Raw genomic sequence first — 13,420 nt, 5'->3', positions numbered from 1 at the left:
TTACCTTAAAAGCTTAGAAGGATGTCGGGCGCGGCATCGGCACCGGCACGTTGGCGATCACTCCCGCCGTATCGCCCCGCGCCATTTTTTCCGGCTGCGCGGCCGGCTGCGGATCCTGGCCCGGAATGAGGCCGGCAAAGACGAATTGCGGATCGTGGTCCATTGGCTGGATATAGGGTGACTGCACCTTCATGCGGCCGACTTCGTCGCGCGTTTCGCTGCGCACCTTGGCGCCCTTGGCGCTGCAGATATCGGCACTGATGTCGGTCACCTGGTCCTGTCCCGACCCGTAGGGTCTCAGCGAACCCAGCGTGTCGTTGCTGGCAGGCTGGGTGGTGAAGCCCTTCTGCAAAAGATTCGCCGTCGCATCGGCGCGCGCTGCAAGGCTGTCGGTGCCGAGCACGACGGAGACCAGCGTGCGGCCGTTGCGCGTCGCCGAACCGATCTGGTTGAAGCCCGAGGCACAGATGAAGCCGGTCTTCATGCCGTCGGCGCCGGCGAAACGGCCGATCAGCATGTTGAGGCTCGGCACGTTCTGCTGGCCGTTGGTGAAACCCTCCAGCGAGAAATAGCCGGCATATTGCGGAAAATCGCGGCGCAGCGCCACCGTCAGCACCGCAAGGTCGCGCGCCGTCGTATACTGGCCTTTGCCGGGCAAGCCGTTCGGATTGACGAAGTGCGAATCCGTCATGCCGAGCTTCAGCGCCTCGCCGTTCATCCGCGTCACGAAGCCTTCCTGCGTGCCGCCGATGGCTTCGGCGACCGCGACCGCCACGTCATTGGCCGACTTCACCAGCAGGATCTTCAATGCGCTGTCGAGCGTCAGTTTCTGGCCTGGTTTGAAATACATCTTGGCGGCCGGCTGCGCGGCGGCGCGTTTGCTGATGACGACGGGCGTATCAAGGCTGATCTGACCGGCGCGGATCGCATCGAACACGGTATAGACGGTCATCAGCTTGGTCAGCGAGGCCGGATACCATTTGCGGAAGGCTTCTTCATGCTCGAGCACGCGGCCGGTCTGAACATCGACGAGAATATGCGGATTGGCCTGGGCCAGCGGAACGGAGGCCAGAAAAACGGCAGTCGCCGCTGACACGAAAGAAAGCGGCCGCAAGGCAGCAAACAAACGGAAGTGGCTCGTCGACACGGTTCGTCCTTCGGATATCAGGAAAATCTCGAAATCTTCCCCTATTTAGCCTATATGGCTATGACATGGCAAAGGTCATTGACTAAGTAATTTCCGTGAGCCTCACACCCTTGTGATGCGATGAAAGATTGTCGAGATTTCATAACAGGAACACCGATATGCCGATTTTGAACAGAGCCGCGGAGTTGCAGGACGAGGTCGCCGAATGGCGCCGCCACATCCACGCCCGGCCGGAACTCCTCTTCGCTGTGGAAAATACGGCCGCCTTCGTCGCCGAAAAGCTCAAGGAATTCGGCGTCGACGAGATCGTCACCGGCATCGGCCGAACCGGTGTCGTCGGCCTGATCAAGGGCAAGGGCGAAGGCCGCCGCACGGTCGGCCTGCGCGCCGACATGGACGCTCTGCCGCTCACCGAGATCACCGGCAAACCCTGGGCTTCGAAGACGCCGGGCAAGATGCATGCCTGCGGCCATGACGGCCACACCGCCATGCTGCTCGGCGCCGCGAAATACCTGGCCGAGACCCGCAACTTCAACGGCAATGTCGCCGTCATCTTCCAGCCCGCCGAAGAAGGCGGCGGCGGCGGCAATCTGATGGTCAAGGACGGCATGATGGAGCGCTTCGACATCGAAGAGGTCTACGGCATGCACAATCTGCCGGGCCTGCCTGTCGGCCAGTTCGCCACCCGCAAGGGCGCCATCATGGCGGCGACCGATGAATTCACCGTCACCGTCAAGGGCCGCGGTGGCCACGCCGCCCAGCCGCATAAGACGATCGACCCGATCGCCATCGGCGCCCAGATCGTCGCCAATCTGCAGATGATCGCCTCGCGCACCGCCGATCCGCTGCGCTCGGTCGTCGTCTCGGTGACCAAGTTCAATGCCGGTTTCGCCCATAACGTCATTCCGAACGATGCGACCTTCGCCGGTACGGTCCGCACCCTCGACCCAGAGGTGCGCACGCTCGCCGAGACGCGGTTCCGGCAGATCATCGAGGGCCTGGTCGCAGCCCACGGCGCCGAGGCCGAAATCAGCTTCCACCGCAACTACCCCGTTACCGTCAACCACCCGGATGAGACCGAGCATGCAGTCGCCACCGCCAGTGCCATCGCCGGCGAGGCGAACGTCAACGCCGAAATCGATCCGATGATGGGCGGCGAGGATTTCTCCTACATGCTGAACGCCCGCCCCGGCGCCTTCATCTTCATCGGCAACGGCGACAGCGCCGGCCTCCACAACCCGGCCTACGACTTCAACGACGAAGCCATCGCCCACGGCATCTCCTACTGGGTCCGCCTCGCCGAACAGCGCCTCGGTCTCTGACAACAATTAAGGCTTGGCTTCCCGCCAAGCCTTTTGTATGCATGGCACTCAAGTGGTCCCGTAGCTCAGCAGGATAGAGCACCAGATTCCTAATCTGGGGGTCGCGCGTTCGAATCGCGCCGGGATCACCATACGTGTCAATTGCTTAGCCCCAAAGAGAAGGGCTCCCGATTTTCCAGGGGGCGATTCAAAGTCATTTTTGAGTTGAAGGCAGGACAACATCGCGCATTGGGTTCTCCATCGCTTTCAGTAGATCTTGCTCGAAATCTCGGACACGACGAGTGCAACTCTCGAAGGACTTTCGATAGTCGCGCATCCTTTCGACGGTGACCGTTACCTTCTTCCGCTCATCAGGATCCATTGGCAATTCAGAGATCCGGGTTATGTCCTTCCAGCCGAAGGTACCGACCAAGGGGCTGTGCCAAACATGCATATGGGCGAGGACGTTTCGATGTCGGGACGCCTTGTTAAGCGTATCGCTTAATCGAGCCCATTCTTGGCTCAGCTTTAGCCACTGTTCACCGGGGAAAGAAGTTGTCACCATTTTCATAGGAGCATCGATCATCCCCAGGCGATCCCGAAAAGAGATGACGCTATGGAAGGCCGCACGCGCGTGGTGCACCTGCTTAACCTCAAGTGCTGTCGCAAAAACACTGCTTAGAGCATGCTCAACATTGCCCCATGCCGCCATTGATCGCCCATATTCAGCCATGAATTTTGGCTCGTCCAACGCATATTCGACGCCGGCCGGTTTTCTCCAATCATCTGATATCGGCTCAATCACTTCTCCATCCTCATGCCGTGACGCCATCGCGGCGCCATTCAATAAAATGCCTAGCTGTTCCATCGGCCTCCGAATCGCGAACGCACCGAAAACCACCGCTCTTCCTGAGTTCGCCGAAGGAAGTGATCTTGGTCCAAAGAGCAAACCTTCCTCGCCGACATCGGGGCCGATACGGACCAGCGTTAACAATGGCGACGCTCAGATCGCAATGGGAGCGCCGAGCCCCCAATAGACAACCTTCTTTGCTCTCAGATCGACGAAAGCTTCACTGCCGTTCCGGTTGCTGCAACAAACAAAATCCCGCCACCCGAGCCGCCAGTGGAAATCTCGCTGTAGTCGAGCTTTACTGCAATTACAGCGTCTGCGCCGGCCATGAAAGCTTCCCGCTTCAGTTCCTTCAGGCATGCTTCCCTGGCGTCTTTCAACGTGCTTTGAACGGAACTACTACGACCACCAAATGTGTCGCGGAAGTTGTTGGCGATATCCTTGAAAATATTCATTCCGATGGCGGCTTCAGCGGCTACGATCGATATCACCGATACGGTCGATCGCGAAGGAACATCGTGGCTGGTCGTTAGGACGACAGTAGCAGCGCGTTCATCAATCACATTAATCGGAACGCTGGCATTCAAGCCCGCATCCATCAACCGTTCGTGCTTTTCTCTTTCGGTCGTGCAGCACGTTCCATCTCCCTGCCACGACAGGGCTTGCAATAACCATCTCTCAATTCGACCATTCCAAAACGTTGATCGCAACTCTTGCAAGTCGGCATAAAACCCCTCCATGTTCTTTCTCGAGAAAGGCCGATGGAGCTCCAATAAGTCAAGCTGCGAATTGTGGTGAGAAGGCATCTTCTGCCGTTGTTCAATGAGCGAGTCGGTGGCATCTAAGGGGTAAAGTTACATGAGAAAGGTTGTCCCTTTGCTTTTCGCGGCTGCCCTATTTTCCGGATGTGATGGAGGAGACAGCTACACGCTCTATCGATCATCCGCGCTCGACAGCAACATGCGAATTCACGTAGCCTCGTTCAATACAACCGATGGCACCGATTACAACTCAGAGAATTGTCGGATAGCAGCTGAACTTTTCCAAAACCAACCCGGGGTGACGGTTCGATATTGGTGCGAGAAGGGAAACTTCAAAAAGTGAACCAAGCTATTCTTTGGCGCGATCAGCGCAGCGAATATAGATTTCCACCGTCCGTGCGCGACGCCGGGTCGCTTCAATGATGCGGCCCGACTGTGGGCCTATCAACGTCAATGCGGACATCTGAAACTCCAAATCGGGCCAAATCCAACATTCAGGCTTTGGCAATTCCTTCGAGAACTCTGGTCATCCATTCCCAACCTGTCTGGGTGAAAACTACGTGCGTACTCGCCCCTTCTTCACGAGGGCTGCGTTGATCCATTTGTCTGGGCGAAAATACGTGCCGCGCATCTCGACGCCCGAGAGAGGAATACGGCGCCCGAAAACAGCAAGTATGCGACAGTCAAAGCATCAGTAATCGGCCACCAAACCCATGACCTTGTCCTGCCGCCGCAAGCGAGCCTATCGCTCAATGCAGGATCATTATGTTGTTGACGAACCGAGGTGAAACCCGGAAATGCCGGGCATCCTCCCGGTGACTGTCGCTTTCCTCTACAAACGCGACAACACGCATACGCAACTCAATTGGATGCGGCTTCCCATGGCGGGTCTCCATCACACAACTTACGCCATCCGGGAATCCTGAATCTCAAAAGCCGCGGCACGCTTTGGTTCCTGCAGCGGGAGCTCCGGGGCGACCGCGACGTCTGCCGGCGCTCATCCCAAAGTTCGAGAGATCGTCCATGGTTTCGTATCGCATGGAGTGTTCAACGAGGTTTTCAGCCAGCAGCATTTCGACTGAGACCAGTCGCGCTCGGCAACTGGCAGTCGATTGGGATCGGCCTCAGAAAGGCTGCCGGGACAGTGTTTGGTTCCTCTGGATATTGAGGTGCTGTTCCAATGCAATCGGCGACGGTTGATAACCGTCGGGGCCTGTCGGACCGAATGTCAGTAAAAGCTCGTGCGTGCGCGTTCTGTTGAGATCCAGGATCGGCGAGCCGCCACCTGAAAGCGAGACCATCTTGAAAGACGGACTAATGCCTCCTGTCGTTACGACAGCGAACTTTATGTTGTAGCTGTATACGTCGACTTTATCCGGCTTCTTGCTGCCGCTCGGCCTTGTCGAAGGCAGAAGTATGGCTGGCTTGACGTTGTCATCCAGGAACTTTGCGATCCCGAGATCGGACGTGAGAAGAGGCGAGCTCCCGCGACGGTCAATCGGCCACGTCTCACAGTACTCTACGTTCTTCCCCCGTCCCGAAATAGCGCCAACTTGCCAGTATGTATAAGTGGTATCGGTCCGCGTGGCCGTTGACGACGCGGTAGCATTGAGACCCAGACCAAGGCTGCGCCCGATCGATTCCCCCGACTGGGAGCCACTGCGAAGTGTCCGTGTAGCAGTAAGCGTGGGAGAGAAGGTGGTGCTCTCCGCCACGTCCAACGTTAGCTGGAGCTGGATTCCGTAATCGTCGGGTATCGGCTTGCCAAAGTTGGTCTTTTCCGCATTGACGTGCCGAATTGCGGCAATCGTCTCGCAGAATATGTTGCGCTTTATATTGAGCACCATTCCATCGCTGACGTCGCGAGCTTCCCAAAATTCAGCGAGCTTGGGCGGAACGAAACCGCAGTTAGAGAGGGACAGAGCCGACAACAGAGTTGCGGCCTTGATTGTAAGGCAATTTTTTCGCATTTGACACCCGTTTAGTCGGGAAGGGTCGCATCCGGATCGTTCGGCCGAAGTTGCCTCAGCAGTTCGGCAGCGTCGTCTGGCAACACGGAGGTGATAGTCACGTCGACTGAAGGGCCGACGTTTCTTACAAGCATGTGCGCGGCGTCGCCGGAAAAGTTGGTGAGCACAGGAAGCAGATCAGGGGAAACCGACCCTAGTAGGAAGCTGTAGCCATCGCCAAGCCGGATTACTTTCAGCACGTCCGGACGCGGATAACATGTATTACCGATCTGCAATTCATTCGCTGCACAGGGTGGCGGATGCGGAGGCATTTGCTTCTCCTCGTTCACGGTAGAGTAAGCAAAGCACGGTTCCACTATGAGTTTCAAGATTGCGGCAAAAAGAAGTGCAACCTGTGGCATAAATGCGGCACCTTATGGTCGTGGCGCGATGGTCTTTGGGGCAGATGGGGGAACGACCGTGCAAGCACTGACGTTGGTAAACCCGCAGCTTGGCTTAGAAACTGCTTCCGATCTTAGCGCCGATGCGCTCGACTATGGCCGCGCAGCGCTGTCAGAGAACACCATGCGGGCTTATAGGAGCGATAGGAAGGATTTCCGCTCGGACAGCGGCAAGCGGAAAAACCGCACTATCAGCCTCTCCTGCCATGCTCAGTCTCATCGCGATGCCAAATTCGAATAAACCCTCAGGGCCGGCCTTCGCGAAACGCCTGAACTCATAGGGCAAGAGATGGGCGATCAACCGGTTTCGTTCAACTGGCTAGTTTTTCAACATTGGGGTCCATCCACGGTCAGTTTTGCAAAGTTGATGATCGCGTTTCAGCACAGACTGCCCCACCGAAAAAGCGCTTGGGCCAGAACGACTAGATCAGGAACTCAACGAATATTTTCGCAATCAGTGTCGAGCCAGACCCAGATTTGCGCATATCGGAGCACGCCATCGTAAAGTGGATACATCACCGCGCGAATTGCCTATCCTTGGTTGAAAACGTTCTCCGCCCTAGGTGCGTCGCATGAGGGGTCACTAATCCTGTCACGCGAGGCCTTTGGCACCGCTACCTCGGCATCCCAGCCCATAAAGAATGGCACGATTCTTGCGTTGCTTGGCGCAGAGCCGAGCATAGTCGGCGGAAGCCCACGAATTCTCACAACCGGAAGGTGGGTGAGTTCTCGGACATTTGGAATAGGCTGATCGACGGCCAGGAGCAGATGACAACATATTCGATCGTTCTAGGACGCGAACGCCATGTCTTTCAGGATCTGAAATCGGTCTTGGCTTGCGCTTCGCCGCTGAAATCCGGTGACGTGCTGGCCGGGATCGCAGCGTCAAGCAACGAGCGGCGGGTGGCCGCCCGCTACCTGCTCGCGGATATGCCTCTTAAGACTTTCCTGGAAGACCTCGTCATCCCATACGAGGTCGACGAGGTCAGCCGACTGATCATCGACCGCCATGATTGGACGGCATTCGCGTCGGTATCTCATATGACGGTCGGTGAGTTTCGCGATTGGCTTCTCTCTTATGACGCGACCGCCGAAAGACTGCTTGCCATTGCACCAGGCCTCACCCCCGAAATGGTCGCGGCGGTCTCCAAGATCATGCGCAACCATGATCTGATCACCGTCGCCGGCAAATGTAAGGTGGTCACGGCCTTTCGCTCCACGATCGGTCTGCCTGGCCGACTGTCGAGCCGTCTTCAGCCCAATCATCCCACCGATGATCCTGAAGGCGTTGCCGGCTCGACGCTCGACGGACTTCTTTATGGGATCGGCGATGCGGTGATCGGCATCAACCCGGCTACCGACAATCTCGAAGCCTGCACAAGATTGATGGTTCTTTTCGACCGGCTGCGCGAACGGTTCGATATCCCGACCCAATCCTGCGTGTTGACCCATGTCACCACGTCAATCAAGGCGATCGAGGCTGGAGCGCCGCTCGATCTGGTGTTCCAGTCAATCGCCGGCTCTGAGGCCGCCAACAAGGGTTTCGGCGTCGATCTCGCCGTCCTCAGGGAAGGCCAGCAGGCAGCGCTTTCCATGAAGCGCGGCACGGTCGGAAACAATGTCATGTACCTGGAGACCGGCCAGGGCAGCGCGCTCTCGGCCGACGCTCATCATGGTGTCGACGAACAGACGGTGGAGGCGCGGGCCTATGCCGTTGCACGTGAACTCAATCCGTTGCTCGTCAATACGGTGGTCGGCTTTATTGGCCCCGAATATCTTTTCGACGCCAAGCAAATTATCCGCGCCGGGCTCGAAGATCATTTCTGCGGCAAACTGCTTGGCGTGCCGATGGGGGTCGACGTCTGCTACACGAACCACGCCGAAGCCGACCAGGACGATATGGACAATCTGATGGTGTTGCTGACTGTCGCGGGCGTCAGCTTCCTCATCGCAGTGCCCGGCGCCGATGACGTCATGCTCAATTATCAGAGCCTTTCCTACCACGATATTGTCGGCCTCAGGCACCAGTTCAATCGTCCGCCCGCTCCGGAGTTCGAAGCCTGGCTTCATCGCATGGGCATGATTGATCACACGGGTCGTCTTGCGCCTGCCAGCGCCTCGGGCGCCTTTTCTCGCAATCTCTTGAGTTACGGAGCATCGGCATGACTCCCTTCGAACGAGATCCGTTTGCGCGGTTCCGCAACGCCACCCGCGCCCGGATCGGGCTTGGAAGGGCGGGCGACGCCTTGCCGACATCGGCAATTCTCGACTTCCAGCTTGCCCATGCCCGAGCGCGGGATGCCGTGCATGGGCAAGTGGATTTTGTCGCCCTTGCCAAGCAGCTTGCTCCCGTGCCGACGGTCCGGATTCGGTCTCGCGCCAAAGACCGTACGATCTACCTGGCGCGCCCGGATCTCGGCCGTCAGACCAACGCAGCCGATCTCCCGAGCTCAGGCGATCCCTATGATATCGCCTTCATCATCGCAGATGGGCTTTCGGCCTCGGCGGTCGAGCACCATGCGGTGCCGCTGTTTAAGGCATGCATGAAGCGTCTCGGCGGTTTCAGCGTCGCCCCGGTGATATTGGGCGAGCAGGCGCGGGTGGCATTTGGTGATGAGGCAGCGGCGGCGTTTGGTGCGGAAGTTGCCATCGTGCTGATCGGCGAGAGGCCGGGGCTAAGCGTGCCTGACAGTCTCGGTGCCTACATCACGTTCCGCCCGCAATCAGGACGGCGTGACAGCGAGCGCAACTGTATTTCGAATATTCATGCCGACGGGCTCAGCTACGAGGTCGCAGCGGACAAGATCGTTTGGATCGTCCGGGAGGCGCTTCGCTTGCAGCTGACCGGTGTCGATCTCAAGGAAAATGCCGAAGGCGCCATAGAAGCGCTGCCACACCAAGAAGCATAGTTCAATCTACAAAAAAGGGGAACAATCATGTCAAATTCTCAACCGACGCTCGCCAAGAGCCTGACCGGGCTGCACTTATGGGGACTTGCCGTCGGCCTCGTCATCTCGGGCGAATATTTCGGCTGGAGCTATGGCTGGGCGGCCGCTGGCACACTCGGCTTCTTGATCACCACGACCCTGATCGCCGTGATGTACACCACCTTTATCTTTTCCTTCACGGAGTTGACGACGGCTATTCCCCATGCGGGCGGCCCTTTTGCCTATGCGCTCAGGGCTTTCGGGCCGCTCGGCGGCTTCGTTGCGGGCTTTGCAACACTGGTGGAATTCGTCTTCGCCCCTCCGGCCATCGCGCTGGCCATCGGCGCCTATCTCAATGTGCAGTTCCCGGGGCTTGATCCGAAAATGGCGGCCGTCGGCGCCTATATCATTTTCATGGCGCTCAATATTGTCGGAGTTACCATCGCGGCAACCTTCGAACTCTTTATCACCGTTCTGGCGATTGCCGAATTGCTGATCTTTATGGGTGTCGTCGCGCCGGGCTTCTCTTTTGCCAATTTCGCGGCCAATGGCTGGGCTGGCGCCCCTGAATTCTCGGTCGGTGCCATTGGAGGCATCTTTGCCGCCATTCCATTTGCCATCTGGTTTTTCCTGGCGATCGAAGGCGCGGCAATGGCGGCTGAGGAGACCAAGAACCCCACCCGCACCGTTCCCATTGCCTATATTGCGGGTATTCTGACACTCGTCTTCCTCGCCTTCGGCACCATGATCTTCGCCGGTGGCGTCGGCGACTGGCGTACGCTGTCCAATATCAACGATCCGCTACCGCAGGCGATGAAGGCGGTCGTGGGCGAATCCTCCGGTTGGCTGCATATGCTGGTCTGGATCGGCCTGTTCGGCCTGATTGCTTCCTTTCACGGCATCATCATGGGCTATTCCAGGCAGATTTTTGCGCTGGGCCGCGCCGGCTACCTCCCGGAAGTCCTTGCAAAAATCCATCCGAAATTCCGCACGCCTTATCTCGCAGTCCTTGCAGGTGGCGCCGTCGGCATCGCAGCCATCTTTTCCGACAGCCTGATCCAGATCGGCGGTTTGCCGCTAACCGCCAATATTGTCACCATGTCGGTGTTCGGCGCGATCATCATGTACATCGTCTCGATGGCGTCGCTGTTTAAACTGCGTCAGGCCGAACCTGAACTCGCCCGACCCTTCAGGGCCTGGGGTTATCCCGTGGTGCCAGCCATTGCCCTCGGGCTCGCCCTCGTCGCGCTGGCAGCGATGATCTACTACAACTTCCTGATCTTTGTGATCTTCCTCGCGATGGGCGTGGTGGCATTCGGCATTTGGCGTTTGCTTTCAGGTGGCATCGCCAAGGAAGCGGCAGCGTCCACGTAACAAGGCTCTCTGGCCCGATCACCGGGAAAGCAACTGGACGAACCGGTTCCGATTAATATCGATGACCCCCGCCGAAGTTTGGCGGGGGTCATTTCAGCGCAAAGCTTGACTGATATCATTTACGTTCCGGCGCCAGTGCCACGTTCGCCACCGATTGGTTCACCGCACCTGACGATGGACGCGCCGCGTCCTCGTGACCCGCCGGGCACCCAATCCCAGCAGCGCTGCCACAACCCATCCGCCGACAAAACCGATTACGCCCCAGACGAGGCCGGCGAAGCTCACCGGCACCCCAGGCACGAAGTCGCGCCAGGTATTGGCGAAAACCACATCATCCGCATTCCGCAGCAGCACGAAGGGCTTGGCGACGGGGGCGGCGGTGCCGAGGTGGAGCTGCTGCGACAGCAGCGTTTCGTAGCGCGTGATCGTGCTCCGCATCGAGACGCCGCGATCGCGCAGAAAATCGTCGGATGATTGCGAATAGGCGTTCAGCGCCTGCTGGCGATCGAGATCGTGCTGGGCGGCTTGACGATTGAAATCCTCGACGATGACGCGCAGTTCGTCGATCGCCCCGCCGATCCGCTGTCGGTATTGCTGCGCAAATTCCGGCGCCTGCGAAAAAACCGTGCCGCCGGCAAGCCCGGCGACGATGGTGATGATCCTTGCAATCGGTCCCATGATCGATGCCTCCGGCTATCCCCTGCGCTAACGATCCGCGGCCGGAAAGGTTTCTGCCGTCGACACAATCGGTAACTCTATGTGATTGAACCGGCGGCGCTTCCGGTGAGTTGATGCCCTGACCAACCCAGAATGACCAACTCAGAAAGAAGGCTTGTCATGAAACAGATTATCCTTGCCTGCACGCTCGCTGCTGCGTCCATCTTTTCAGCAATGCCGTCCCAGGCGGCAAGTGTAACCATCACCACGGATGACGCGCGTCCCCATTACCGCCATGCAGAACGGCCCGATTACCGCCATCACATGAGGGCGCGGCACGTTTCCCGCGATTGCTTCACCAAGACGGAAAAGATCCGCCGCCACGGTCACACGATCGTCAAGGAAACCCGGATCTGCCGATAAGGCAATCCATGCAGGAAAAGCCCGGCCGATCCTCCCCGGCCGGGCTTTTCTTCTGATCTCGCCGATGAGGAACTTCGCCATAACAGCCGCGTTTATCGCGAAACAGGAGTATTCATCATGCGTATCAAGATGACTCTTTTGGCCATCGCCTATGTCGCCGTCAGCGTCCTGCTGCTCGCCATCGCTTACCAGCCGCAGGGATCAGGCGCTGCGCAGAAAACGGATCGTCTGGCCGGCTCGTCCTTCCTCGTCGAACGCTTCGCCGGTTGACCGGCTTATAGGCGATGCTGTGGAAATAGTCCTCGCCCGGCAGGGGCCGGAGCGGCCCGCCGTTGGTTAATGCGGGCCGTCGAGCGGAGATCCGCCAAGCAGGATCCGGTTCTGCACCGCATGCACGCCCTCGACCGCCTTGGCGACCGCGGTTGCCCGTTCGATTTCGCCCACCGTGCCGACGGTGCCGCTCAGCACGATCTGGTTGTTTTCCATCGTCACCTCGACATCCGACGCATCGATGCCGCCGGCAATCGCCAGCGCATTGGCAACGGCTGACTCGACCGTTGCGCGATTGGCGATCTCTATCTCCATCTCGGGTTCGAGCCCGTGAAATGTCTGCTCCTTGAAAACCATGATCCGTTCCTCCGTGAAAGCTTCGTAGGAAACGCTGATCGGCGGAGTTTGGTTCAGTCCCCGCTACCAGTTGACGCCATAGCGGAGATTGACACTGCCCGCCTCACCTCCCGAAAATGGATTGCTCACCGAGGCATCGAGATTGAGGTTCGGCAGAATGGTCTGGCTGACCCCTACCGTGCTCGAGAAGTCGCCGCTGGCATTGCTGACGCCTGTCCCTGCCGAAAGCGAGGTTCCCGTCCAGGGATGAATCAGCTTCAGCGCCTGCGATGCCGTCACCGAAGCCTGCCGGGCCTCGACCGCGTCATATTGCACGCTGATGGATCGGCTCGATTGCATGTCGAGCGAATCGGACAGGATCCAGCTGCGCGAGCGGCTGAGGGTCAGCGCGCCGCTGCCGCGCAGCGTATCGACGCTGACGCTGGCACCCTGCTGTGACCGGCCTGCCGGGGTAACGCTCGTTCTGCTGATCCTGCCCCAAAGCATTGCCTGTTCGGAATCGGGCAGCAGCGCCCCGCCTTTGGTCGAGGCAAGCGCGATGTCGGCGCCGGCACTCGTTTCCCATTCCGCCGGCAGGCGAAAACCCATCGTCGCTTTGTAGGACCGGTCCGAAAGCTTGGCCGGCGACCAGATCAGCAGGTCGTCTGCCCTGGCTGCGGCTGTGAGCGAGGGCAGGATGGCGAAAAGGATGCATGCTAATTTGAATGTCGTCATGAAGTAAGAACGTTTTGCCTGACACAGGGCTGCGGCTCCGAAACCGAAGCAGCAGCGAACATGAAGCGCTCGCAGCGAACGCGATGGGGATCACGGCCAAGCCGCCCATCCCGGTTTCATCCTCGATTTAATGGTTGGCCGAAAGGCCGGCGGCACCGAGTGCCTGTTCTTCGATGGGCTCCGGAGCGCCCCGACTTGCCCTGCGACCGCGACCAGCCGCGGCGGAACC

The 13,420-nt window shown here is 58.7% G+C and carries 15 protein-coding genes and 1 tRNA gene; 8 read left to right on the top strand and 8 right to left on the bottom strand.

The genetic code is table 11. From position 1 onward, the window contains the following. Positions 1 to 13 precede the first annotated feature (13 nt). Positions 14 to 1,147, bottom strand: a complete 1,134-nt coding sequence (locus FFM53_RS15225; RefSeq protein WP_138389546.1) for a D-alanyl-D-alanine carboxypeptidase family protein — start codon at positions 1,145 to 1,147, stop codon at positions 14 to 16. 158 nt (positions 1,148 to 1,305) lie between these two features. Here FFM53_RS15225 and FFM53_RS15220 point away from each other — a divergent pair, with 158 nt between their 5' ends. Together FFM53_RS15220 and FFM53_RS15215 are read left to right on the top strand one after the other, a co-directional pair. Continuing rightward, positions 1,306 to 2,469: a M20 aminoacylase family protein gene (locus FFM53_RS15220; RefSeq protein ID WP_138389545.1), complete on the top strand. Its 1,164-nt coding sequence runs from the start codon at positions 1,306 to 1,308 to the stop codon at positions 2,467 to 2,469. A gap of 54 nt (positions 2,470 to 2,523) precedes the next feature. Continuing rightward, a tRNA-Arg gene (locus tag FFM53_RS15215) sits at positions 2,524 to 2,600 on the top strand. Between the two features lie 62 nt (positions 2,601 to 2,662). Here FFM53_RS15215 and FFM53_RS15210 read toward each other — a convergent pair. From FFM53_RS15210 to FFM53_RS15195, 4 genes are all read right to left on the bottom strand, one after another. Beyond that, on the bottom strand, positions 2,663 to 3,442 hold the full coding sequence (locus tag FFM53_RS15210; RefSeq protein WP_173883594.1) for a hypothetical protein: 780 nt from the start codon (positions 3,440 to 3,442) through the stop codon (positions 2,663 to 2,665). Positions 3,443 to 3,501: 59 nt separating this feature from the next. Beyond that, a complete protein-coding gene (locus tag FFM53_RS15205) occupies positions 3,502 to 4,038 on the bottom strand; it encodes a YbjQ family protein (protein ID WP_246412978.1) in 537 nt (178 codons plus the stop codon). Between the two features lie 1,145 nt (positions 4,039 to 5,183). Then, positions 5,184 to 5,990, bottom strand: a complete 807-nt coding sequence (locus FFM53_RS15200; RefSeq protein ID WP_138389544.1) for a hypothetical protein — start codon at positions 5,988 to 5,990, stop codon at positions 5,184 to 5,186. A 50-nt stretch (positions 5,991 to 6,040) separates the two neighbouring features. Further along, positions 6,041 to 6,340, bottom strand: a complete 300-nt coding sequence (locus FFM53_RS15195; RefSeq protein ID WP_138389543.1) for a hypothetical protein — start codon at positions 6,338 to 6,340, stop codon at positions 6,041 to 6,043. Between the two features lie 46 nt (positions 6,341 to 6,386). Between FFM53_RS15195 and FFM53_RS15190 the strand changes: the two genes are divergently transcribed. The 4 genes from FFM53_RS15190 (at position 6,387) to eat (ending at position 10,770) form a co-directional block, all read left to right on the top strand. Then, positions 6,387 to 6,710: a hypothetical protein gene (locus FFM53_RS15190; protein WP_138389542.1), complete on the top strand. Its 324-nt coding sequence runs from the start codon at positions 6,387 to 6,389 to the stop codon at positions 6,708 to 6,710. Between the two features lie 476 nt (positions 6,711 to 7,186). Then, positions 7,187 to 8,635, top strand: a complete 1,449-nt coding sequence (locus FFM53_RS15185) for an ethanolamine ammonia-lyase subunit EutB (RefSeq protein WP_138389541.1) — start codon at positions 7,187 to 7,189, stop codon at positions 8,633 to 8,635. Continuing rightward, the gene (gene eutC, locus FFM53_RS15180; protein ID WP_138389540.1) at positions 8,632 to 9,378 is read left to right on the top strand and encodes an ethanolamine ammonia-lyase subunit EutC; all 747 of its coding nucleotides are present in this window, start codon (positions 8,632 to 8,634) and stop codon (positions 9,376 to 9,378) included. Before FFM53_RS15185 ends, eutC begins: the two co-directional genes overlap by 4 nt. Positions 9,379 to 9,405: 27 nt before the next feature. Continuing rightward, complete coding sequence (eat, locus tag FFM53_RS15175) at positions 9,406 to 10,770, top strand: ethanolamine permease (RefSeq protein WP_173883592.1); 1,365 nt, start codon at positions 9,406 to 9,408, stop codon at positions 10,768 to 10,770. A gap of 159 nt (positions 10,771 to 10,929) precedes the next feature. Here eat and FFM53_RS15170 read toward each other — a convergent pair whose 3' ends face one another. After that, positions 10,930 to 11,448 (bottom strand): DUF2937 family protein, encoded by a 519-nt coding sequence (locus tag FFM53_RS15170; RefSeq protein ID WP_138389538.1) that lies wholly within the window; start codon positions 11,446 to 11,448, stop codon positions 10,930 to 10,932. A gap of 159 nt (positions 11,449 to 11,607) precedes the next feature. Here FFM53_RS15170 and FFM53_RS15165 point away from each other — a divergent pair, with 159 nt between their 5' ends. Continuing rightward, positions 11,608 to 11,850 carry a hypothetical protein gene (locus tag FFM53_RS15165; protein ID WP_138389537.1) on the top strand — a complete coding sequence of 81 codons (243 nt, stop codon included), beginning with the start codon at positions 11,608 to 11,610 and terminating at the stop codon, positions 11,848 to 11,850. Between the two features lie 117 nt (positions 11,851 to 11,967). Next, positions 11,968 to 12,120, top strand: a complete 153-nt coding sequence (locus tag FFM53_RS15160; RefSeq protein ID WP_003543398.1) for a hypothetical protein — start codon at positions 11,968 to 11,970, stop codon at positions 12,118 to 12,120. 66 nt (positions 12,121 to 12,186) lie between these two features. Here the strand turns inward: FFM53_RS15160 and FFM53_RS15155 are convergent, their stop codons facing one another. After that, positions 12,187 to 12,477 (bottom strand): BON domain-containing protein, encoded by a 291-nt coding sequence (locus FFM53_RS15155; protein ID WP_138389536.1) that lies wholly within the window; start codon positions 12,475 to 12,477, stop codon positions 12,187 to 12,189. Between the two features lie 63 nt (positions 12,478 to 12,540). Further along, positions 12,541 to 13,191, bottom strand: a complete 651-nt coding sequence (locus FFM53_RS15150; protein ID WP_138389535.1) for a hypothetical protein — start codon at positions 13,189 to 13,191, stop codon at positions 12,541 to 12,543. Between the last annotated feature and the right edge of the window lie 229 nt (positions 13,192 to 13,420).

This window comes from Rhizobium indicum (assembly GCF_005862305.2).
Lineage (GTDB): Bacteria > Pseudomonadota > Alphaproteobacteria > Rhizobiales > Rhizobiaceae > Rhizobium > Rhizobium indicum.
The sequence above is the reverse complement of the archived record's forward strand: the minus strand, read 5'-3'. Positions and strand labels throughout refer to the sequence as shown.